We start from the raw sequence: 21,267 nt of genomic DNA, 5'->3' as shown, positions 1-21,267 counted from the left end.
GCACGCGAACGACGCCGGTCCGTCCGGAGACGCGAAGAGGGCGCCGGAGCGGACAGCAGGTGACCGCCGGCCGTGCATTCGGTGAACACTCCGCGATCGGGCCGATTCCGGCGGATCCACGGCGCGCGGGGCGGGATCCTGATGACGTGAGAGCAGCGATCGTCACGGAATCCTTCCTCCCGCACATGAACGGCGTGACCGGGTCCGTCCTGCAGATCCTCCGCCACTTCGAGCACCACGGGCACGAGGCCAGGGTGTACGCCCCGGCCGCAACGGGGATGCCGCGTCGCATCGGACATGCGCGCATCGAGGCGATCCCGTCCGTGGCGCTTCCCGGCTACCGCACCGTGCGCGTCGGCACCTCCAGCGTGCATCGGCTCTCCGCCGCGCTCGCGCGCTTCGAGCCCGACGTCGTGCACCTCGCCTCGCCGTTCGCGCTGGGCTGGCGCGGCGCGCTCGCCGCCGAACGGCTCGGCGTGCCGGCCGTCGCCGCCTACCAGACCGACGTCGCCGCCTACACGGCGCGATACGGCGTCTCTCTCACCACCGCGCTCGCGGAGGCGCACATCTCACGGCTGCACCGCCGCGCCACGCTCACGCTCGCCCCGTCGTCCGAGTCCGAGGACCAGCTCGCGCGGCTCGGCGTCGACCGGGTGCGGCGCTGGGGCCGCGGCGTCGACGCCGAGCGGTTCCACCCGGACCGACGCCGGGACGCATGGGCGCACCGCGGCGACGGCGAGGTCGTGGTCGGCTACGTCGGCCGGCTCGCCCCGGAGAAGCAGGTCGAGGATCTGCGCGTGCTGGCGGATCTGGGCGGCGTGCGGCTCGTGATCGTCGGCGACGGTCCCTCCCGGCCCAGGCTCGAGGCGATGCTGCCGCAGGCGGTGTTCCTCGGTCACTGCAGCGGACCAGAGCTCGCCGAGATCATGGCCTCCTTCGACGTCTTCGTGCATCCGGGGGAGAGCGAGACGTTCGGGCAGACCCTGCAGGAGGCGCACGCGAGCGGCGTGCCGGTGGTCGCCACGGGGCGCGGCGGCCCGCTCGACCTGGTGCGGACGGGCGTCGACGGCTGGCTGTACCGGCCGGGGGACCTCGAGGATCTGCGGGCGCGGGTGCTCGATCTCGTCGGCGATGCGCCCAGGAGGGCGGCCTTCGGACGGGCGGGGCGCGAGGCCGTGCAGGGGCGCAGCTGGTCCGCCGTGTGCGACGAGCTGATCGGGCACTTCGCGGAGGCGCGGGAGCTGCACCGCGTCGACGCCGGGCTGCGCGCCGCGCGATCCCGCCGCCCCGAGCTGGCCACGGCGGGGTAGCGCAAGCCTTGGCGCCGCTATGTCGCCCTCGGCGACTCCCTCACCGAAGGGCTGTGCGACCCGGGACCCGACGGCGCCCTGCGCGGCTGGGCGGATCGTCTGGCCCTGCTGCTCGCCGCCCGCGAGCCGCTCGACTACGCGAACCTCGCGATCCGCTCCAAACGGGTCTCGGACGTCTGCGGGACGCAACTGCCCCGGGCGCTGGAGCTGCGCCCCGACCTGGTCTCGATCCTCATCGGCGCGAACGATCTGGTGAAGCGCAGCGTCTCGATCCCCGCGCTCGCCGCCCGGCTGGAGGATGCCGTGCGGCAGCTGCGCGGGACGGGGGCGGACGTGCTGCTGGTCACGCCGTTCCTGCCCGGCAACCCGGCCGCGCGCCTCTACACCCGCCGGTTCTCCGCGTGGGCGTCGGCGCTGGCGTGCATCGCGGAGCGGTGCGGGGCGATCCTGGTCGACATGGACCTGCACCCGCAGCTCGCGCAGCGCGAGAACTGGGGTGAGGATCTCGTGCATCTGTCCAGCCGCGGGCACCGCTTCCTCGCCTATCGCGCGGGCGTCGCGCTCGGGGTGCCGCTCGCCGACGAGCTCGGCATGCTGGACGAGGCGCTGCACGCGACCGAGCGCACGGGCGCAGGCGTGTGGTGGCGTCGGCACGCGCTGCCGTGGGTGTGGCGGCGGCTGCACGGCCGCGCCGCGGGCGACGGCCGCAGCGCCAAGCACCACGACTACGTGCGCCTCGGCCGCGAGCGCGGCGTCCGCGAGCCCAGCGAGGTCTGAGCCGCAGGAGCGGCCGTTCGCCGCTCTTCCGCACGCGGGCCCGGATGCGGCCCGGAGAGGGCGGCGTCCTCGTGCGCTGATAGGATCGAACAGGATGCCTCTGTGCGCATCCGTCCATGCTCGCGCTCCACACGGGAGAGCGAGCCTAAACAAAGAAGGAGAGACCTCTTGGAAGGTCCTGAAATCACCGCTACTGAGGCCGTTCTCGACAACGGCCGCTTCGGCACCCGCACCGTCCGCTTCGAGACGGGCCGTCTCGCGCAGCAGGCGCAGGGCGCGGTCGCCGCCTACCTGGACGAGGAGACGATGCTCCTCTCCGCCACGAGCGCGAGCAAGTCGCCGCGCGAGGGCTTCGACTTCTTCCCGCTGACCGTCGACGTGGAGGAGCGCTCCTACGCCGCCGGCAAGATCCCCGGCTCGTTCTTCCGCCGCGAGGGCCGCCCCTCCACCGAGGCGATCCTGGTCTGCCGTCTGATCGACCGCCCGCTGCGCCCGTCGTTCGTCGACGGCCTGCGCAACGAGGTCCAGATCGTCATCACGGTCCTCTCGATCGCGCCGGGCGAGTACTACGACGCGCTCGCGATCAACGCGGCGTCCGCGTCGACCCAGATCTCCGGCCTGCCGTTCTCCGGCCCGGTCGCCGGTGTGCGCCTCGCGTTCGTCCCGGGTCACGGCGAGCACGCCGACCAGTGGGTCGCGTTCCCGAACCAGGCGCAGGTCGAGGAGGCCGTCTTCGACCTCGTCGTCGCCGGCCGCGTCGTCACCAAGGGTGACGGCAGCACCGACGTCGCGATCATGATGGTCGAGGCCGAGGCGACCGAGGGCAGCTGGAACCTGATCAAGGCCGGCGCCACGAAGCCCAGCGAGGACATCGTCGCCCAGGGTCTGGAGGCCGCCAAGCCGTTCCTGAAGCAGCTCGTCGAGGCGCAGGCCCAGCTCGCCGCGTCGTCGTCGAAGGAGCCGGGCGTCTACCCGGTCTTCCCGCCGTACAGCGAGAGCACGTTCGACTTCGTGTCGTCGCGCGCCTTCGCCGAGCTCGTCGACGTCTACCAGATCGCCGACAAGCAGGAGCGCCAGAACGCCGACGACGCGATCAAGGACCGCGTCAAGGCCGAGCTCGTCGCCGCCGTCGGGGCGGGCGAGCAGCCGGAGGTCGCGCTGAGCGAGTTCTCCGCCGCCTACAAGTCCGTCACGAAGAAGATCGTGCGCGGCCGGATCCTCACCGAGGGCGTCCGCATCGACGGCCGCGGCCTGGCCGACATCCGTCCGCTCGACGCCGAGGTGCAGGTCATCCCGCGTGTGCACGGCTCCGCGATCTTCCAGCGCGGCGAGACCCAGATCCTGGGCGTCACCACGCTGAACATGCTCAAGATGGAGCAGCAGATCGACTCGCTGTCGCCCACCACGAGCAAGCGCTACATGCACCACTACAACTTCCCGCCCTACTCGACCGGTGAGACCGGCCGGGTGGGATCGCCGAAGCGTCGCGAGATCGGGCACGGCTTCCTCGCCGAGCGCGCCCTCGTGCCGGTGCTGCCGACCCGCGAGGAGTTCCCGTACGCGATCCGTCAGGTGTCCGAGGCGCTCAGCTCCAACGGCTCCACCTCGATGGGCTCCGTCTGCGCCTCCACCCTGTCGCTGCTGAACGCGGGTGTGCCGCTGCGCGCCCCCGTCGCCGGCATCGCGATGGGCCTCGTCTCCGACCAGGTCGACGGTGAGACCCGCTACGCGGCGCTCACCGACATCCTCGGCGCCGAGGACGCCCTCGGCGACATGGACTTCAAGGTCGCCGGCACGAGCGAGTTCGTCACCGCGATCCAGCTCGACACCAAGCTCGACGGCATCCCCTCCGAGGTGCTCGCCGGCGCGCTGACCCAGGCCAAGGACGCGCGTCTCACGATCCTGAACGTGCTGAACGCCGCGATCGACAGCCCGGACGAGATGGCGCCGACCGCCCCGCGCGTGATCAGCGTGCAGATCCCGGTCGACAAGATCGGCGAGCTGATCGGCCCGAAGGGCAAGACGATCAACGCGATCCAGGACGAGACCGGCGCGCAGATCTCCATCGAGGAGGACGGCACCGTCTACATCGGCGCGACCGACGGCCCCGCGGCCGAGGCCGCCCGTGCCCAGGTGAACGCGATCGCCAACCCGACCAACCCCGAGGTCGGCGAGCAGTTCCTCGGCACGGTCGTCAAGATCGCGACCTTCGGCGCGTTCGTCTCCCTGCTCCCGGGCAAGGACGGCCTGCTGCACGTCACCGAGGTGCGCAAGCTCGCCGGTGGCAAGCGCGTCGAGAACGTCGACGACGTGCTCTCGGTCGGCCAGAAGATCCTCGTGAAGATCACGAAGATCGACGACCGCGGCAAGCTGTCGCTCGAGCCCGTCATCGACGAGGCTCCCGCGGAGGCGCCGTCCGAGGTCGTCGCCGAGACCGCCGAGGTCTGAGCCGCATAGCCTGAACGGGCCCGTCATGTNAACGGTGGACATGACGGGCCCTTCGCCGTCTTCGTGACGCAAACGTTACGCAAGGATCGCCCCACAGGCGTCTCAATGAACGGATCCGCAGCGGGGCTCGCTTACTCTCTTAGGAGCGCACCGGGGGGTGCGCCGCACAACGCAACGCAGCAGGCACGGGGGTGATCGCATGCGTCTCTTCAGCGTCGGTCCGGGCGCTTCGGACACCGCAACGACGTCCGCCGCGCCCGCGAGCACGGTTCCCGAGACCGTGCCGCTGCCGCACCCGTCCGCGCCGATCCCCGTGGTCGGCCCCGGGGTGGGCACCGGCCTGCGCGTCCCGATCGCCGAGACCGGGATCCGCACCTTCCCGCTCATCCTCGGCGGCGCGGAGTTCGGCTGGAACGCCGACGCCGACACCGCGATCCGCATCCTGGACCGCTACGTCGAGTTCGGCGGCAACGCCGTGCACACCGCCGACAGCTTCGCGGCCGGCCGCAGCGAGCACATCATCGGCCGCTGGCTGAGCGCGCGCGGCAACCGCGACGACATCGTGCTCAGCGTGCGCGTCGGCGGTCACCCGGACAATCCGGGGCTCGGGCCGATCAACCTCGTCCGCGCCGTCGAGGGATCGCTCACCCGTCTCGGCATCGAGCGGATCGACGTGCTCTACCTCGACGGCACGCTCGACGACGGCAGCGCGCTGGAGGACACCCTCGCCACCGCGGAATGGCTCGTCGAGACCGGCAAGGTCCGGGCGCTCGGCGCGTTCGGCTTCAGCGCCGAGCGGCTCGTGGAGGCGCGGATCCTGGCCTCCGCCGGCTACCCGCGGATCGAGGCGCTGGACGAGCCGTACAACCTGATGCGCCGCCAGGACTTCGAGGGCGACCTGCGGCTGGTCTCCGCGGCCCAGGGGCTCGCGGTGACCCCCTCGCACGCGCTCGAGCACGGCTTCCTGTCCGGCCGGCACCGCTCCAAGCAGGCGCTGCAGGGCGTGCGCGGCATGCAGCTGCGCGGCAACATCAACCGGCGCGGCATCAAGGTGCTGCGCGCGCTCGACCTCGCCGCGTCCGAGCTGCACGTCCCGGTCGCGGCGATCGCGATCGGCTGGCTGCTCGCGCAGCGCACCATCACGGCGCCGATCGTGAACGCCTTCGCCACGGATCAGGTGGACGAGCTCATCCAGGGCGCCGGCGTCACCCTGGGGCGCGCGCAGCTCGCCGAACTGACGAAGGCGGCCGGCTGAGTCGACGGGTCTTCGGAGCCGTGTCCGTCCCGTGACATAGGCTGGAAGCACCCCGACCACCGAGTCGGAGACGAGGCGAGTGGCTGTGGCGCATTACATCTACCTGGTCCGGCACGGCGAGCATCAGGACGCCGAGCACGGGCTCGCCGACGGACCCCTCTCACCGCGCGGACGGCGTCAGGCCGCGCTGATCGCGGATCGGCTGTCCGGGCTGCCGCTCGACGCGATCTGGCATTCGCCGCTGCTGCGTGCGGCCGAGACGGCCAGGGCGATCTCGGAGCGGATCCCGTCCGTGGAGGCGGAGCCCTCGGCGCTGCTGTTCGATTGCGTGCCGACCGGCATGACGGAGGAGACTCCCGCCGTGTACGAGCCCTTCTTCGGCTCGGTCACGGACGCCGAGATCGAGGCGGGCCGGGCGCAGATGGGCGATGCGGTGAGCGAGTTCCTGGTGCGCAAGCCCGGCGACGTGCACGAGGTCCTCATCACGCACAACTTCGTGATCTCGTGGTTCGTGCGCGAGGTGCTCGAGGCGCCGGAGTGGCGCTGGATGACCTTGAACCAGGCGAACTGCGGCCTCACCGTCATCTCCCAGAAGCAGGGCCGGCCGTGGAGCCTGCTCAGCCACAACGACCTCAGCCACCTGCCGATCGAGCTGCGCACGGGCCTGCCGGATCCGCTCGTGGTCTGAGACCGCTCAGCCGGCGCGCTCCCAGTCCGCGATCGGCCCGTCGACGACCGTGAACAGCGGATGTGCGTCCGGGAGGGCGAGCCGACGCCAGCGCTCCCAGAGCTCGGGGCTGCGGCGCTCCAGCTTGCGGAGCAGATGCTGCCATTCGTAGTCGAGCTGGCCCTGGTTCACGGCGATGCGCGCGTCGAAGCCGGTCTTGAGGATCTTCTCCCGCGCGAACCGGTAGCCACGGGCGTCCGCCTCGTCGACGATCCCGGTGAGGAATGTCCCGATCGCGGCGAGGGGATCGTCGGCGGCCCGGAACCGCTGCAGCTGCGGATGGCGGGCGTAGCCGCGACGCGCCGGATCGGCGATGACGGCCTGAGCGAGCAGGCCTTCGCGCCAGCATGCCGTCAGCGCCTGCCGGTCGAAGTACCGGGGGTGCATCGACCACAACCTCATGGATGCTGCGGCGCCAGGTCTTTGCGGTACCACCGGGTGGCGTTGGGGTTGTCGTTGTAGCGCGGGATCTCCGCGAAGCCGCTGTTGCGGTAGAGGTGGCCCGCGGCCTCGAGGGTGTGGTGGGTGTCGAGCACGAGCGCCTGCGCGCCGAACGAGAGCGCGCGCTGCTCCAGCTCGTCCAGCAGCAGCCGGCCCCAGCCGCGGCCGCGGGTCTCGGGGCGCAGGAACACGTGCTTGACCTCGAACGCGTCGGTCCCGCCGTCCGGCATCGTGACGCGGCGGATGCCGCCGCAGCCGACGATCCGGCCTTCGTCCTCGAGGAGGAGGAACACACCGTCCGGCGCCTGGAACGCGGACGCCGTCGGATACGTGGGGGAGTAGCCGCCGCCGGGGAACTCCGCGGCACGGAGGGTGAAGTACTCGACGAGCAGGGCGTGCGCGTCGGCGTCCGCGGGCGACGCGATCCGGAACGAGGGCATGATCCGACGCTATCGCCGCCGAGGCCGCTGCCGCCGCCAGCCGCGCGGAGGATGGCGGCGGACCGCGCTGAATAGACTGAGGACATGACGACGCGCGTGGCCCTGGTGGGCGCTTCCGGCAAGCTCGGCACCATCATCGGCGACGTGATCGCGCACCTCGACGGCTTCGAGATCGCGGCGTCGCTCGGTTCTCGCAGCCCCATGGACTCCCTCGACGAGGCCGACCTCGTCGTGGACGCGACCACCCCGGCCTCGAGCGTGGACATCGTGCGCGCCGCCGTCGACCGCGGCCTCAACGTCCTCGTCGGGACCTCCGGCTGGTCGGCGGAGCGGATCGCGCAGATCCGACCGCTGGTCGACGCCGCGGGGACGGGCGCACTGTTCGTGCCGAACTTCTCGCTGGGATCGGTGCTCGGCACCGCCCTTGCCGCCCTCGCAGCGCCGTTCTTCGGGTCCGTGGAGATCATCGAGGCCCATCAGCACACCAAGATCGACTCGCCCAGCGGCACCGNGAGCTCGTCGCGGCCGCCCGCGCCGAACAGGGGCCGGTCGTCGCGCCGCACGTCGACCAGCGGGCGCGCGGTCAGCAGGTCGCCGGCGTGCCCGTGCACTCCCTGCGCCGCCCCGGGGTCATCGCGAAGCAGGAGATCATCCTGTCCGGTCCCGGCGAGTCGCTCTCGATCGTGCACGACACGGTGCAGCCGGCCGCCGCCTACGCCCCGGGGATCCGCCTCGCGCTGCCTTTCGCGCGCGACCTGCGCGGTGTGGTCGTGGGTCTGGACAACGTCATCGACCTGGGGATCCGGCCGCGCGCATGACGCCGCGCATCGCGGTGCTCGGGCCGGTGCGGATCGCGGATCGCGACGCCGGCGGCATCCCGATGCGCGCCCTGCTGGCCGCCCTCGTCCTGGCCGGTGCCGGCACGACCCGCTCCGTTCCCGCGCTGGCCGACGAGGTGTGGGGCGAAGAGCAGCCGCAGAACCCCCGGGCGGCGCTGCAGACCCTCGTCTCCCGGGCCAGGGCGACGGCGGGCGCGGACGCGATCGCGAGCGCGCCCGGCGGCTACGCGCTCGGCACGGACGACACCGACCTGCATGCGGCCCGCCGGCTGCGGGCCGAGGCCGACGCGCTGCCGCACGGCGACCCGGAGCGGATCCGCGTCCTGCGCGAGGCGATCCGGCTGTGGCGCGGCGAGCCCGGCGTCGATCTCGGCGGATCCCCGATCGCGGAGGACCTCGCCACGGAGGCCGGAGCACTGCACCGGGAGCTGCAGCGCCGCCTGGCCGCGGCCCTCATCGAGGCCGGGCAGCCGGCCGAGGGCATCGGGCTGCTTCGGGACCTGGCCACGGCGAGGCCGCTCGACGAGACGGTGCACGCGGCCCTGATGGAGGCGCTCGCAGCCGACGGCCGCCCCGCGGAGGCCCTTGCGGTGTTCGCCGGGTTGCGCACGGCGCTCAGGGAGGCGCTCGGCGTCTCGCCGGGGCCGGAGATCACGGCGTTGAACGCGCGGCTGCTGCGCAGCCACGACGACGGTCCGCGCGTGCGCATCGGCGTGCAGGCGGCGCCGAACGAGCTCATCGGCCGCGACGATGCGCTGTCGCGGGCCCGGGCGCTGCTGCGCGCGGGCCGGCTGGTCACCGTCATGGGCGCCGGCGGCCTGGGCAAGACGCGGCTCGCGCAGGCGCTCGCGGCGGAATCGACCGCCCCCGCGGTGATCGTGGTGCCGCTCGCAGGCGTCCGGGCGGATGCCGGCGTGCCGGTCGCGATCGCCGCGGCTCTGGGGATCAGCGAGAACGCGCCGGGGGGACGGATGGCGGAGCAGCGTCCGCGCCCCGACCTCGCGGCGCGCATCGTCGCCGCGCTCGGCGACCGCTCGACACTGCTCGTGCTGGACAACTGCGAGCAGGTCATCGACGGGGTGGCGCAGTGGGCCGCGGACCTGCTCGCCGCGGTGCCGGCGCTGCGGATCCTGACCACCAGCCGAGCCCCGCTCGCGATCGCCGCCGAGCGCGTGCTGCCGCTCGAGCCGCTCGAGATCGAGGCCACCGCGGTCGCACCCGCGGTGCGGCTGTTCCTCGAGCGCGCACACGCGGCGCGTCCGGGCGCCACGCTCGACCTCGACGTCGTGGCACGTCTCTGTGCGCGCCTCGACGGGCTGCCTCTCGCGATCGAGCTCGCCGCGGCGCGCGTGCGCACGATGACGCCCGAGCAGATCGAACGACGGCTGGAGAACAGGTTCGCGCTGCTCACCACGGGGGATCGCACGGCTCCGGAGCGGCACCGCACGCTCCAGGCGGTGATCGAGTGGAGCTGGGATCTGCTCGCGCCCGACGCGCAACAGGCGCTCGCCGCCCTCTCGGTGCTTCCGGGCGGTTTCGCCGTCGAGACCGCCGAGGCCGTGCTCGGCGCTCCGGCGGACGACATCGTGGAACGGCTCGTCACGCACTCGCTGCTGAACGTGCTCGAGGACGGCGCCGGGGCGGTGCGTTTCCGCATGCTGGAGACGGTGCGCGAGTTCGGACACGACCGGCTCGCGGAAGCGGGCGCGGAGGACGGCGCCTGGGAGGCGGTCGTATCGTGGGCGCTCGCCTTCACCGACCGGCACGGCGCCCCCGCCCTGGTGTTCCCGACGGGGCTCACCGCCGCGGCGCACCGCTCGATCACGGCCGAGCACGACAACCTGGTGCATGTGCTGCGCCACCTGATCGAGAACGGGCGCGGGGCCGAGGCGCTGCGCCTGTTCACCGTGCTCGGGCAGTCCTGGTTCATCCGCGGCTCGTTCACCGAGCTCATCGGCTACTCGGCGCCCATGATCGAGGTCGCCGGCGCCGTTCCTCGGCAGGAGCGCGATCCCGCGCTCTCGGTCATGGCGCTCCTGATGAGCTCCCTCGGCGGCATGATCGTCGGGGATCCGCTCGCCGCCCGCGGCCTGGCGCTGGCCACGAGGGACGCGCGGGAGGCGGGAGACGCCCTGGCCCCGGCCTGGCATCTGCTCGCCGGTGCGCTGATCGCAGCGGGGCACGCGAACGCCGTCGGATTCGACGGCCTGCCCGCGGACGTGCAGGATCCGCATGCGCTGCTCGCCGCGGATGTGCTGCGCTCGCACCGCGCGGAGAACGACGGCGAGGCGGACATCGCGATGGCGGCGGCGCGCAGCGCCTGGGCCCGTGCGCGGAGGCTCGGCGAACGGTGGGCGGAGGGCGTCGCGGCCGATCTCGCCGCTCAGCTGGCCGCGCAGTCCGGCCGGCCGGCGGAGGCGATGACGTGGATGGAACGGTCCGCCACGGTCTTCGAGGAGTTCGATGCGCAGGACCAGCTCGACCAGCAGGAGTGGCTCCGCGGCGGGGTGCTGCTCTGCCTCGGACGTACGGATGACGCGCGCGTCCTGTTCCGCCGGCTCATCGACGACGGCGGTCTCAGCCAGGACGGCCTCGAGCTCGCGACGATCGGCCTGTACGGCCTCGCCGAGGCCGACCTGCGGGACGGATCGCTGCCGGCGGCGGCGGACGCTTTCGCCCGCGCGATGGAGGCGTTCGCCGGTCCGGCGCAGCGCCGCACGCCGTGGTACCTCATGGCGCTCTCCGGCTACCTGTCCGCCGCGGCGCGGGAGCTCGACCTCCCGGACGACGAACTCGCCGTCTGGGAGCGGCGGCTGCGCACCCGCACGATCGCCGTATGCCGTCAGCGCCGCGAGGGCGTGGACCGGCCCGTGCTCGGCACCGCGCTGCTGGGCTGGTCGGCGTGGGCGCTGCGCCATGCCGGCGCCGTGGAGCGAGGGGTGGAGGCGGTCGCTCTGGCCGACGTCCTCGGCGGGCGGCAGAACGTGCCGAGTCTCGACTTCGCGGTGCATCTGGCGGATGCGGAGCGGATCGCCGGTCCGGAAGCCGTGGCGCGCGCCAGGTCGGCCGCAGCGGCACTCACCCCCGGCGAGCGCGTCGCCCGTGGGCTCGCGGTGCTGGGCGCCCGCGGCAGCCGCTGAGCACGTGAACAGGGCGCCCTCGCCGTGGAGGACGCCCCGTTGCCCGCTGCGGGTCAGGCCTTGCGCATGTACGCGCGCACGGTGAGCGGTGCGAAGACCGCGACGATGATCGCGGCGCCCAGCAGCGAGATCCAGGCGTCGGCGCCGAACGCGCCCGTGTTCACCAGGTCTCGCACCGCCGTGACCAGGTGCGAGACCGGGTTGACGTTCACGAACCACCGCAGCCAGCCCGGCATCGTGTCCACCGGGACGAAGGCGTTGGACAGGAACGTGAGCGGGAACAGGATCAGCATCGAGATGCCCTGCACGCTGGACGCGGTGCGGGCGATGACCCCGGCGAACGCGAAGATCCAGCTGATCGCCCAGGCGCACACGATCACCAGGAGACCCGCCCCGATCACCGCGCCGAGGCCGCCTGCGGGACGGAAGCCCATCAGGAAGCCCATGGTGAAGGTCAGCACGGTCGCGATGCCGTAGCGGATCGTGTCCGCCAGGAGCGCACCCGACAGCGGCGCGATGCGCGCGATCGGCAGGGAGCGGAACCGGTCGAACACGCCCTTGTCCATGTCCTCGCGCAGCTGGACGCCGGTGACCACGGAGGTGGTGATCACGGTCTGCACCAGGATGCCGGGGATGATCACGGGCAGGTAGTTCGCGACGTCTCCCGAGATCGCGCCGCCGAAGATGTACGTGAACATCAGCGTGAACAGGATCGGCTGCACCGTCACGTCGACGAGCTGCTCCGGCGTGCGCCGGATCTTGATCAGCCCGCGTGCGGCCATCGTGATGGTGTTGCGGAGGATGAGGGACAGGCCGGCGCGCGGGCTGAGCCGGCGCTCGGCGGCGGGCACGATGGGCCCGGCGGTGAGGGTGAGGGCGCTCATGCGCTGACCTCCTGCTTCTGTGCGTCTGCGGGATCGGCTGCCAGGTCCGCGTCGGCGGACCGGCCGGTGATCGTGAGGAACACCTCGTCGAGCGTCGGCTTCTGCACGCTCAGCTCGGCCAGGCCGATGCCGGCCTCGCGGAAGGTGATGAGGAGCTCGGCGATCCGGTCGGGGTCCGTCATGGGGGCGGTGATCCGGGAGGCTTCGGGGGAGAGCACGCCGCGCACCCCGAGCGTCTGCTCGATCGCGCGCAGCGCGTCGGCGTTGTCGGCGGCGTCGCGCACGCGCAGCTGCAGCGACGACGTGCCGACCGACGCCTTGAGGTCGTCCGGCGTGCCCTCGGCGACGACCCTGCCGTGGTCGATCACGGCGATCCGGTCGGCCAGCTGGTCCGCCTCGTCGAGGTACTGCGTGGTCAGCAGCACCGTGGAGCCGGTGTTCACGAGCTCGCGGATCGTGTCCCACATCTGCCCGCGGGTGCGGGGGTCGAGCCCTGTGGTCGGCTCGTCGAGGAAGATCAGCGGAGGCTGCGCGAGCAGCGAGGCCGCCAGATCGAGGCGCCGCCGCATGCCGCCGGAGAAGTTCTTCAGCGGCCGTTTTGCGGCCTCGGTCAGGCCGAACCGCTCCAGCAGGTCGGCGGACTTCGCCTTCGCCTCCGCACGGCTGAGGCCCAGCAGGCGGGAGAAGATCATCAGGTTCTCGGTCGCGGACAGGGTCTCGTCGACCGAGGCGAACTGCCCGGTCACTCCGATCAGCTGCCGCACGATGTGCGGTTCGCGGACGACGTCGTGCCCGAACACGCGGCCGGTGCCGCCGTCCGGACGCAGCAGGGTCGCGAGCATGTTGATGGTGGTCGTCTTGCCGGCGCCGTTGGGGCCGAGGACTCCGTAGACGGTGCCGGTGCGCACCTGCAGGTCGACGCCGTCGACCGCGCGGTTCGCTCCGAACACCTTCACGAGTCCGTCGGCCTCCAGGGCCCATTCAGTGGGGGAATTCGTCATGCTCAGAGCATCGGCCGTCGCGCTTTCGCGGCGCTGTCGTGCCGCTGTCACGTCCTTTCCGGCGCTGTCGGTGCGCTCGCCGGCGGGCCCCGCGTACCGCTCGGGGCACCGCGACGCCGACCTAGGATGGGGGGATGGGATCCCGGATCGGCGTCGTGGTCATGGCCGCGCTTCTCGTGCTGTACATCGCGCTCGTCGGATGGCGCGCGGTGGTGCTGCTCGGATCCGGTCAGGTGATCGGGGTCACGATGGGGGTCGCCCTGCTCGTGATGCCGCTCATCGGCGCTTGGGCATTGGTGCGTGAGCTGCAGTTCGGACTCGCCGCGGATCGGCTCGGTCGCACGCTGGACGCCGAGGGCGGCATGCCGCAGGCGCCGGCGGAGCTGCGCGCGAACGGGCACCTGCTGCCGGAGGACGCCGACCGGCTGCTGGCGGAGTACGGGGGCGCCGCGACCGCCGAACCCGAGGACTGGCGCGCGCAGTACCGGCTCGGCGTGGTGCAGGACGCGGCCGGGCGGCGCAAAGACGCGCGTGCGGCGATCCGCGCGGCGATCCGCCTGGCGAAGTAGCGCCCCCCGCCCTGCACACGCGAACGGCCGCATCCCCCAGGGAGATGCGGCCGCCGAAGACGGTCGAGCGTCAGGCGAGCGTCGCCTCGAGCGTGATCTCGATGCCGGAGAGCGCGGCGGAGACCGGGCAGCCGGTCTTGGCCTCCTCGGCGAGGCGCTGGAACGTCTCCGCGTCCAGGCCGGGGACCGAGGCGTTCACGTTGAGGTGGCTGCCGGTGATGCCCGTGCCCGGCTTGAAGGTCACCGACGCCGTGGTGTTCACCCGCTCGGCAGGGGTGCCGTTGCCGGCCAGCGCGTGCGACAGCGCCATGCTGTAGCAGGACGAATGCGCGGCGGCGATGAGCTCCTCGGGGGTGGTCGTCGTCTCGGATCCCTCCGAGCGCGCCTTCCAGTTCAAAGGGAACGTGCCCAGATGCGAGGACGAGAAGGACACGGATCCCTCACCCTCGATGAGACTTCCGGTCCAGGTGGCAGCGGCTTCACTCGTGACGGACATGAGGATCCTCCGATCGGGATGGTGTGGCTGCCAGCCTATCGATCAGGCCGCGGCCGAGGAACCGGGCCCCAGGATCCCGGCGCGGTGCAGCAGCAGATAGAGCTGGCAGCCCAGGCACAGCCCGAACGCAGCGTTGAGGAAGGCGGCGACGAATGCCATCGCGGTGGCGATCGGCAGCGCCCACGGCACGCCGAGCAGGTGCAGGATCAGGCCGATGACGACCACGACCAGGCCGACGCCCTGGGCGAATCGCGGCGGCCGCGGGTCCTCCAGCTCGCTCGGCGGCGCGAGACGCGGGCGCACCAGGCTGCGGAACAGCGCGCTCCAGGGCTGGGTGGTGGGCGAGAGGACGCCCCACAGGAAGAGGAGGGCGATCACCAGGGTGAGCAGGAACGCGGGTTGGCCGAACCGCTCGAGGACCACCAGCCCCGGCGGCGTGCGGGTCAGCGACACCATGTCCTGCAACCCCTGGGGGAGTGCGTCGTGCGGCGGGGCCACGGATCCCTCCACCAGACCCAGCACGGTCGCGATGAGGAGCAGTGCGGACGTGATCCACGCGGCGAAGCGCGGTCCGCGGGGATCGATACCGGGGGAAGGCGTCATGCGGGTCTCCTATGCGTGAGCGGCGTGATCGCCGTCGAGGGCCGAGAGCACGGCGGCCGGGCTGGGCACGCCGGTGAACCGGGAGCGGATCCTGCCGTCCGCGTCGACCACGAGCGTCGTCGGGGTACTCAGCACCCGGTAGCGGGCGGCGAGGTCGGCGCGGGAGGTGAGGTCGACCTCGGCATGCACGACGCCGGAGCGCTCGGCGGCGATGGATCCGAGCAGGCGGCGCACCTGCGGGCAGCGCGCACAGAACTCCGTGCTGAACTGCACCAGCGTCGCCTGGGCGCCGAGGGGCCGCATGAGATCGGCGGGATCGACGTGCCGGTCGCCGTGCACGGTCACGGCGCGGCCGTCTCGGCGCCGCAGCAGCACGCCCGCGATCACGGTCGCCGCGAGCAGCGCGGCCACGAGCGTGAGCGCGATCGGCAAGGACATGTTCCGAGGCTACGTCCGGCGTCGCAGGCACGGGCGGATATGACGGATCGAGTCGGGCACGGCCTTGCCCGTCCCCGTTCCCCCTCGGTCCCCGACCCCGCGCCCCCTCGGTCCCCGAGCCCGCGCCCCTCGGTCCCTGACCCCTTGCCCCCTCGGTCCCTGAGCCTGTCGAAGGGCCCGAGCCACGCACGCCGCCGGTACGCTGAGACGCATGAGCGCCGCGATCCCCACGCCGTATGAAGATCTGCTCCGCGACGTGCTCGCGACCGGCACGCACAAGGACGACCGCACCGGCACGGGGACGACGAGCGTCTTCGGCCGGCAGATCCGCTTCGACCTGGCGCAGGGGTTCCCGCTCATCACCACCAAGAGGGTGCATTTCAAGTCGATCGCGTACGAGCTGCTGTGGTTCCTGCGCGGCGACTCGAACGTGCGCTGGCTGCAGGAGCACGGCGTCACGATCTGGGACGAGTGGGCGGACGCGGACGGCGACCTGGGCCCGGTCTACGGGGTGCAGTGGCGCTCCTGGCCCACGCCCGACGGAGGACGCATCGATCAGCTGCAGCAGGTGATCGACCAGATCCGGAACTCGCCCGACTCGCGTCGCATCATCGTGTCGGCCTGGAACCCGGCCGACATCCCGGACATGGCGCTCGCGCCCTGTCACGCGCTGTTCCAGTTCTACGTCGCGGACGGCAAGCTGTCCTGCCAGCTGTATCAGCGCAGCGCCGACCTGTTCCTCGGTGTCCCGTTCAACATCGCCTCCTACGCGCTGCTGACGCTGATGGTGGCGCAGCAGACCGGCCTCGAGCCCGGTGACTTCGTGTGGACGGGCGGCGACTGCCACATCTACGACAACCACCTCGAGCAGGTGCAGGAGCAGCTCACCCGCGAGCCCTACCCGTACCCGACGCTGCGGATCACGCGGAAGCCGGACTCGATCTTCGACTACGCGTTCGAGGACTTCGTGGTCGAGGACTACCAGCATCACCCGGCGATCCGGGCCGCGGTCGCGGTATGACCGGCTCGACCACGATCGGCCTGATCTGGGCCGAGGCGCACGGCGGCGTGATCGGCGCGGGCGGCACGATGCCCTGGCACGTGCCGGAGGATCTCGCGCACTTCAAGGAGATCACGCTCGGCGCGCCCGTGATCATGGGGCGGCGCACCTGGGAGTCGCTGCCCGAGCGGTTCCGTCCGCTGCCGGGGCGGGAGAACGTCGTGGTCACCCGGCAGGCCGACTGGTCCGCGGACGGCGTGCGCACGGCGGGTTCGATCGGCGGCGCCCTCGACGGCCTCGCCGACGCCTGGATCATCGGCGGCGGCGAGATCTTCCGCGAGGTGATCGGATCCGCCGACCGGCTCGAGGTCACCGAGCTCGACCTCGACGTGCCGGGTGACGCCTTCGCACCGTCCCGGGACGGCTTCCGGCTGGCGTCCGAGGGGGAGTGGCGGACGAGCAGGACCGGGATCCGCTACCGCTTCCTCGGCTACGAGCGCTGATCCGGTCGCCCGACCCGACGATCGCCCGACCCGACGGAGGACACCCATGCCCACCGCGCTCATCACCGGCGCCAGCGCCGGCCTCGGCGCGGAGTTCGCGCGTCAGCTCGCCGCCCGCGGCGCCGACCTCGTGCTGGTCGCGCGGTCGCAGGACGCACTGGACGCACTCGCCGCGGAGCTCACGGCGAGCCGCGGTGTCGTCGTCGAGGTGATCGTCGCCGATCTCGCCAGGGAGGACGGGGTCGGCCGCGTCGCGAGCCGGATCTCGGATGCGCAACGCCCGATCGATCTGCTGGTGAACAACGCCGGGTTCGGGCTGCCGCTGCAGTTCGCCGACAACGACATCGCCGACGAGGTGCGGCACCTGCGCGTGCATGTCGAGGCGCCCATGCGGCTCATGCACGCGGCGCTCGGCGTCATGCGCGGCCGCGGCGGCCGCATCGTCAACGTCGCCTCGGTGGCGGGATTCATCTCGCGCTCCACGTACTCGGCCTGCAAGCGGTGGCTCATCGGCTTCAGCCGCTGGGCGAACGACGAGTACGCCCGCGACGGCGTCACCGTCACCGCCCTCTGCCCGGGATTCGTGCACACCACGTTCCACGAGCGGATGGGGCTCGGAGCCGGCGAGGAGGGGGTGCCCGCGTTCCTGTGGCTGGACGCCCCGTACGTCGTGCGCGCGGGCCTGCGCGCCGCCGCTCGCGGCAGGGGCGTGGTGATCCCGTCGCTGCGCTACAGGGCGATGATCGCGGGCTCGCGTCTCGTGCCCCGCTCGCTCACCACGCGGATCGCCCGGCGCGGCCGGATGTAGCCGGCGCAGCCCGCACGCCCGACCCGCATGCGGGTCAGGCGAAGCGCCCCAGGTGGATCGCCGCGTACGCGAGGGCGGCGACCGTCTCGCCATCCGTGATCCGGCCGTCGGCGATCATCGCGACCGCCTCGGCGAACGGGACCCGGTCCATCGCGGCGATCCCCTCCTCGGCCTGCGTAGGCGCGCTGTCCGAGACCGTGCGCAGGCCGCGGGCGAGGAAGACGTGCTCCGGGGCCACCGCGATCCCGTTGAGCGCGTTCATGGTGCCGATCGGCGTCCACTCCTCGGCTTCCAGACCGGTCTCCTCGCGCAGTTCGCGCTGCGCGGCCCGCAGCGGATCCTCGCCGTCGCTGCCGCCCGCGGGCACCTCGACCGAGGCCCCGGTCGTGTAGCGCTCCATCGTGACGAGACAGACGCGGTCCTCGTCGTCCAGGGCGACCACGAACACGGCCGGATGCTTCATCGTGACGACGCCGTAGATCCCGTCGCCGGAGGGGCCGGTGATCCGGTCCTCGCGCACCGAGATCCAGCGGTTGTCGTACACGGTGAGGGACTCATGGGTCTGCCAGGCCATGGCGCGAGCCTAATCCGACCTCTCCCGCGGCGGCGCCGTCGGGGCGGCCGGCACAGCGTGAGCATCACCCGAACCGATACGCTGGAGGCATGACGCACACGGGCAATCCCTTCGGACAGGTGCTCGTCGCCCTCATCACCCCGATGACGGCCGACGGCGAGGTCGACTGGCCCTCCGTCGAGAAGCACATGGACCGTGTCATCTCGGACGGCGCCGACGGCATCGTCGTCACCGGCACGACCGGCGAGACCTCGACGCTGACGGACGCAGAGAAGCTGCGCCTGGTCGAGGTCGGCAAGGACGTCGCCGCAGGCCGCGCGACCATCATCACGGGCGGCGGATCCAACGAGACCGCGCACGCGATCGAGCTCTACAAGGCGAGCGAGAAGGCCGGCGCCGACGGCATCATGATCGTCACGCCCTACTACAACAAGCCGACCCAGTCCGGGATCCTGACGCACTTCCGCCTCGTCGCGGACGCCACAGACCTGCCGGTCATCCTCTACGACATCCCGGGCCGCACCGGCGTTCCGATCAAGTACGAGACGATCCTGCGCCTCGCGAAGCACCCGAACATCCTCGCGGTCAAGGACGCCAAGGGCGACTTCTCCGAGGTCAGCCGGGTGCTCAACCAGACCGACCTGATGTACTTCTCCGGAGACGACTCCAACGCGCTGCCGCACCTGTCGATCGGGGCCACCGGCCTCATCGGCGTCACCGCCAACATCACCTCGGCCCCGTATCGCACGATCGTCGACGCGGTGAACCGCGGCGACCTCGCCACGGCCACTGCGGCGCACAAGCGACTGGAGCCGCTCGTCCGGGCCGCGATGACGCACGTGCCTGGCACGGTCGCGGCGAAGTACATCCTGCACGGCCTCGGCCGCATCGACAGCCCGCGCGTCCGGCTGCCCCTGGTGGGGCCGGAGGAGTGGGAGGCCGCCCTCATCGAGGACGAGCTCGCGCTCGTCAAGGACGTCCCCGGCGCGGACTTCTCCGACTTCCGCCCCGACCGCAACGCCGCCGCCGGCGGCGCGCTCCCGAAGGTGCACGGCACCACCCGTTGACGGACCGGCCGTTGATGGACGGGCCGTTGATGGACGGGCCGTCGACGGATCGGCCGTCGACCGACCGGTCTTCGGCGGCTCGGCCGTCGATGCCGGGGGACCGGCGCAGGGGATCCACGACCACCGGGCGCGCAGCGCGCCCCGCCTAGGAGGCATCCATGACCATTCCCCTCGCTGAGCCAGAAGCGCTCGCCCCCGGCACTCTCCGGATCACGCCCCTGGGCGGACTCGGGGAGGTCGGCCGCAACATGACGATCTTCGAGCTCGACGGCAAGATCCTGATCGTCGACTGCGGCGTGCTGTTCCCCGAGGAGCACCAGCCCGGCGTCGACCTGATCCTGCCCGACTTCGAGCCGATCAAGAACCGTCTCGACGACATCGTCGGCGTCGTGCTCACGCACGGCCACGAGGACCACATCGGCGCGGTGCCGTACCTGCTGCGCCTCAAGGGCGACATCCCGCTGATCGGATCCGGTCTCACGCTCGCGCTCGTCGAGGCGAAGCTCAAGGAGCACAGGATCAAGCCGTACACGCTCACCGTGAAGGAGGAGCAGCGCGAGCAGGTCGGGCCGTTCGACCTCGAGTTCGTCGCCGTGAACCACTCCATCCCGGATGCTCTCGCGGTCGCGATCCGCACCTCCGCCGGCATGGTCCTCGCGACCGGCGACTTCAAGATGGATCAGCTGCCGCTGGACGGGCGCATCACCGACCTGCGCGCCTTCGCCCGCCTCGGCGAGGAGGGCGTCGACCTGTTCCTGGTCGACTCCACGAACGCCGACGTGCCGGGCTTCACGCCGACCGAGCGCTCGATCGGGCCCGTACTCGACCAGGTCATCGGCAAAGCGCCCCGCCGGGTGATCGTGGCCAGCTTCTCCAGCCACGTGCACCGCGTGCAGCAGGTGCTCGACGCCGCGCACGCGCACGGCCGCCGGGTGGCGCTGCTGGGGCGCAGCATGGTCCGCAACATGACCATCGCCGAGCAGCTCGGCTACCTCAAGGTGCCGGCGAACGTGCTCATCGACTACAAGAAGGCGCGCGATCTGCCGGACGACCGGATCGTGTACATGTCGACCGGCTCCCAGGGCGAGCCGATGGCCGTGCTCAGCCGCATGGCCAACCTCGACCACGCGATCGAGCCAGGCCCTGGCGACACGGTGATCCTCGCCTCCAGCCTCATCCCCGGCAACGAGAACGCCGTCTACCGCGTGATCGACGGCCTCACCAAGCTCGGCGCCGACGTCGTGCACAAGGCCAACGCCCGCGTGCACGTGTCCGGCCACGCCGCCGCCGGCGAGTTGCTGTACTGCTACAACATCCTGAAGCCGAAGAACGTGCTGCCCGTGCACGGCGAGTACCGGCACCTGATCGCGAACGCCAAGCTCGCGCAGGACACCGGGATCCCGGCCGAGCGCACCATCATCGGCTCCAACGGCACCGTGATCGACCTCAAGGGCGGGGTCGCCCGGGTGGCCGGCCAGCTCGACCTCGGATTCGTGTACGTGGACGGCTCCACGGTCGGCGAGATCACCGACGCCGACCTCAAGGATCGCCGGATCCTCGGCGAGGAGGGCTTCGTGTCCGTCATCGTCGTGGTCGACTCGGCGACCGGCGCGATCATCTCCGGCCCGGAGATCCACGCCAAGGGCGTCGCCGAGGACGACTCGGTGTTCGACGACGTGGCGCCGAAGATCATCGCCGCGCTCAAGGAGGCCTCGGGCAACGGCGTGCGGGACACGCACGCGCTGTCCCAGGTCGTCCGCCGCACGATCGGCCGCTGGGTGAACCAGAAGCTGCGCCGCCGTCCGATGATCGTGCCGCTGGTCATCGAGGCCTGACCGCGATCCACGTCCTCGGATCGGCCCCTCGCCCTCGGTCGGGGCCGATCCGCGCGGGATCCCGCGGAAAGCCGCGTCATTGCGGCCCGATGTCTGCGCCCGGCCGTAGCGT

19 protein-coding genes and 2 pseudogenes are annotated in these 21,267 nt (G+C 72.0%); 13 read left to right on the top strand and 8 right to left on the bottom strand.

Translation table 11 applies throughout. The annotated features are described in order from the left end of the window. Positions 1 to 146: 146 nt before the first annotated feature. From ACTJJZ_RS08060 to ACTJJZ_RS08040, 5 genes and pseudogenes are all read left to right on the top strand, one after another. Positions 147 to 1,310 carry a glycosyltransferase family 4 protein gene (locus tag ACTJJZ_RS08060; RefSeq protein ID WP_440720656.1) on the top strand — a complete coding sequence of 388 codons (1,164 nt, stop codon included), beginning with the start codon at positions 147 to 149 and terminating at the stop codon, positions 1,308 to 1,310. A 30-nt stretch (positions 1,311 to 1,340) separates the two neighbouring features. Continuing rightward, positions 1,341 to 2,087: pseudogene (locus tag ACTJJZ_RS08055) on the top strand (SGNH/GDSL hydrolase family protein); the annotation flags it as partial. Between the two features lie 168 nt (positions 2,088 to 2,255). Next, the gene (locus ACTJJZ_RS08050; protein ID WP_440720655.1) at positions 2,256 to 4,535 is read left to right on the top strand and encodes a polyribonucleotide nucleotidyltransferase; all 2,280 of its coding nucleotides are present in this window, start codon (positions 2,256 to 2,258) and stop codon (positions 4,533 to 4,535) included. Between the two features lie 199 nt (positions 4,536 to 4,734). Further along, complete coding sequence (locus tag ACTJJZ_RS08045) at positions 4,735 to 5,790, top strand: aldo/keto reductase (RefSeq protein ID WP_440720654.1); 1,056 nt, start codon at positions 4,735 to 4,737, stop codon at positions 5,788 to 5,790. A gap of 85 nt (positions 5,791 to 5,875) precedes the next feature. Beyond that, the gene (locus ACTJJZ_RS08040) at positions 5,876 to 6,478 is read left to right on the top strand and encodes a histidine phosphatase family protein (RefSeq protein ID WP_440720653.1); all 603 of its coding nucleotides are present in this window, start codon (positions 5,876 to 5,878) and stop codon (positions 6,476 to 6,478) included. A 6-nt stretch (positions 6,479 to 6,484) separates the two neighbouring features. Here ACTJJZ_RS08040 and ACTJJZ_RS08035 read toward each other — a convergent pair whose 3' ends face one another. Together ACTJJZ_RS08035 and ACTJJZ_RS08030 are read right to left on the bottom strand one after the other, a co-directional pair. Continuing rightward, entirely contained in the window at positions 6,485 to 6,919 is a 435-nt protein-coding gene (locus ACTJJZ_RS08035) for a pyrimidine dimer DNA glycosylase/endonuclease V (protein ID WP_440720652.1), read from the bottom strand. Continuing rightward, positions 6,916 to 7,398: a GNAT family N-acetyltransferase gene (locus tag ACTJJZ_RS08030; protein WP_440720651.1), complete on the bottom strand. Its 483-nt coding sequence runs from the start codon at positions 7,396 to 7,398 to the stop codon at positions 6,916 to 6,918. Before ACTJJZ_RS08030 ends, ACTJJZ_RS08035 begins: the two co-directional genes overlap by 4 nt. 84 nt (positions 7,399 to 7,482) lie before the next feature. Here ACTJJZ_RS08030 and ACTJJZ_RS08025 point away from each other — a divergent pair. Both ACTJJZ_RS08025 and ACTJJZ_RS08020 read left to right on the top strand, forming a co-directional pair. Continuing rightward, a pseudogene (locus tag ACTJJZ_RS08025) lies at positions 7,483 to 8,216 on the top strand (4-hydroxy-tetrahydrodipicolinate reductase). Next, positions 8,213 to 11,377, top strand: a complete 3,165-nt coding sequence (locus ACTJJZ_RS08020) for an ATP-binding protein (RefSeq protein WP_440720650.1) — start codon at positions 8,213 to 8,215, stop codon at positions 11,375 to 11,377. Before ACTJJZ_RS08025 ends, ACTJJZ_RS08020 begins: the two are co-directional and overlap by 4 nt. Positions 11,378 to 11,430: 53 nt before the next feature. Here ACTJJZ_RS08020 and ACTJJZ_RS08015 read toward each other — a convergent pair whose 3' ends face one another. Both ACTJJZ_RS08015 and ACTJJZ_RS08010 read right to left on the bottom strand, forming a co-directional pair. Beyond that, positions 11,431 to 12,261 (bottom strand): ABC transporter permease, encoded by an 831-nt coding sequence (locus ACTJJZ_RS08015; RefSeq protein ID WP_440720649.1) that lies wholly within the window; start codon positions 12,259 to 12,261, stop codon positions 11,431 to 11,433. Then, the gene (locus ACTJJZ_RS08010) at positions 12,258 to 13,262 is read right to left on the bottom strand and encodes an ATP-binding cassette domain-containing protein (protein ID WP_440720648.1); all 1,005 of its coding nucleotides are present in this window, start codon (positions 13,260 to 13,262) and stop codon (positions 12,258 to 12,260) included. Before ACTJJZ_RS08010 ends, ACTJJZ_RS08015 begins: the two co-directional genes overlap by 4 nt. A gap of 134 nt (positions 13,263 to 13,396) precedes the next feature. On the opposite strand from ACTJJZ_RS08010, the gene ACTJJZ_RS08005 reads away from it, so the two are divergent. Further along, positions 13,397 to 13,831 (top strand): hypothetical protein, encoded by a 435-nt coding sequence (locus ACTJJZ_RS08005; RefSeq protein ID WP_440720647.1) that lies wholly within the window; start codon positions 13,397 to 13,399, stop codon positions 13,829 to 13,831. Between the two features lie 70 nt (positions 13,832 to 13,901). Here the strand turns inward: ACTJJZ_RS08005 and ACTJJZ_RS08000 are convergent, their stop codons facing one another. From ACTJJZ_RS08000 to ACTJJZ_RS07990, 3 genes are read right to left on the bottom strand one after another with little or no spacing between them, the layout of a single operon-like run. Next, the gene (locus ACTJJZ_RS08000; RefSeq protein ID WP_440720646.1) at positions 13,902 to 14,327 is read right to left on the bottom strand and encodes an OsmC family peroxiredoxin; all 426 of its coding nucleotides are present in this window, start codon (positions 14,325 to 14,327) and stop codon (positions 13,902 to 13,904) included. Positions 14,328 to 14,369: 42 nt separating this feature from the next. Next, positions 14,370 to 14,930 (bottom strand): DUF4395 domain-containing protein, encoded by a 561-nt coding sequence (locus tag ACTJJZ_RS07995; protein WP_440720645.1) that lies wholly within the window; start codon positions 14,928 to 14,930, stop codon positions 14,370 to 14,372. Positions 14,931 to 14,939: 9 nt separating this feature from the next. Beyond that, positions 14,940 to 15,368 (bottom strand): thioredoxin family protein, encoded by a 429-nt coding sequence (locus ACTJJZ_RS07990; RefSeq protein ID WP_440720644.1) that lies wholly within the window; start codon positions 15,366 to 15,368, stop codon positions 14,940 to 14,942. A gap of 211 nt (positions 15,369 to 15,579) precedes the next feature. Here ACTJJZ_RS07990 and ACTJJZ_RS07985 point away from each other — a divergent pair, with 211 nt between their 5' ends. Genes ACTJJZ_RS07985 through ACTJJZ_RS07975 form a run of 3 tightly spaced genes read left to right on the top strand, consistent with a single transcriptional unit; the run spans position 15,580 to position 17,679 of the window. Next, positions 15,580 to 16,389, top strand: a complete 810-nt coding sequence (locus ACTJJZ_RS07985) for a thymidylate synthase (RefSeq protein ID WP_440720643.1) — start codon at positions 15,580 to 15,582, stop codon at positions 16,387 to 16,389. Further along, positions 16,386 to 16,871 (top strand): dihydrofolate reductase, encoded by a 486-nt coding sequence (locus ACTJJZ_RS07980; RefSeq protein WP_440720642.1) that lies wholly within the window; start codon positions 16,386 to 16,388, stop codon positions 16,869 to 16,871. Before ACTJJZ_RS07985 ends, ACTJJZ_RS07980 begins: the two co-directional genes overlap by 4 nt. 46 nt (positions 16,872 to 16,917) lie before the next feature. Then, positions 16,918 to 17,679: an SDR family NAD(P)-dependent oxidoreductase gene (locus tag ACTJJZ_RS07975; RefSeq protein WP_440720641.1), complete on the top strand. Its 762-nt coding sequence runs from the start codon at positions 16,918 to 16,920 to the stop codon at positions 17,677 to 17,679. Between the two features lie 34 nt (positions 17,680 to 17,713). Here ACTJJZ_RS07975 and ACTJJZ_RS07970 read toward each other — a convergent pair whose 3' ends face one another. Then, the gene (locus ACTJJZ_RS07970; protein ID WP_440720640.1) at positions 17,714 to 18,253 is read right to left on the bottom strand and encodes an NUDIX domain-containing protein; all 540 of its coding nucleotides are present in this window, start codon (positions 18,251 to 18,253) and stop codon (positions 17,714 to 17,716) included. Between the two features lie 89 nt (positions 18,254 to 18,342). Between ACTJJZ_RS07970 and dapA the strand changes: the two genes are divergently transcribed. Together dapA and ACTJJZ_RS07960 are read left to right on the top strand one after the other, a co-directional pair. Continuing rightward, on the top strand, positions 18,343 to 19,320 hold the full coding sequence (gene dapA, locus ACTJJZ_RS07965) for a 4-hydroxy-tetrahydrodipicolinate synthase (RefSeq protein WP_440720639.1): 978 nt from the start codon (positions 18,343 to 18,345) through the stop codon (positions 19,318 to 19,320). Between the two features lie 158 nt (positions 19,321 to 19,478). Then, a complete protein-coding gene (locus tag ACTJJZ_RS07960) occupies positions 19,479 to 21,155 on the top strand; it encodes a ribonuclease J (protein WP_440720638.1) in 1,677 nt (558 codons plus the stop codon). Positions 21,156 to 21,267: the final 112 nt, after the last annotated feature.

Source organism: Microbacterium sp. 22242 (assembly GCF_052045495.1).
In the GTDB taxonomy this organism is placed as follows: Bacteria; Actinomycetota; Actinomycetes; order Actinomycetales; family Microbacteriaceae; genus Microbacterium.
This window is presented reverse-complemented; position numbering and strand designations above follow the sequence as displayed.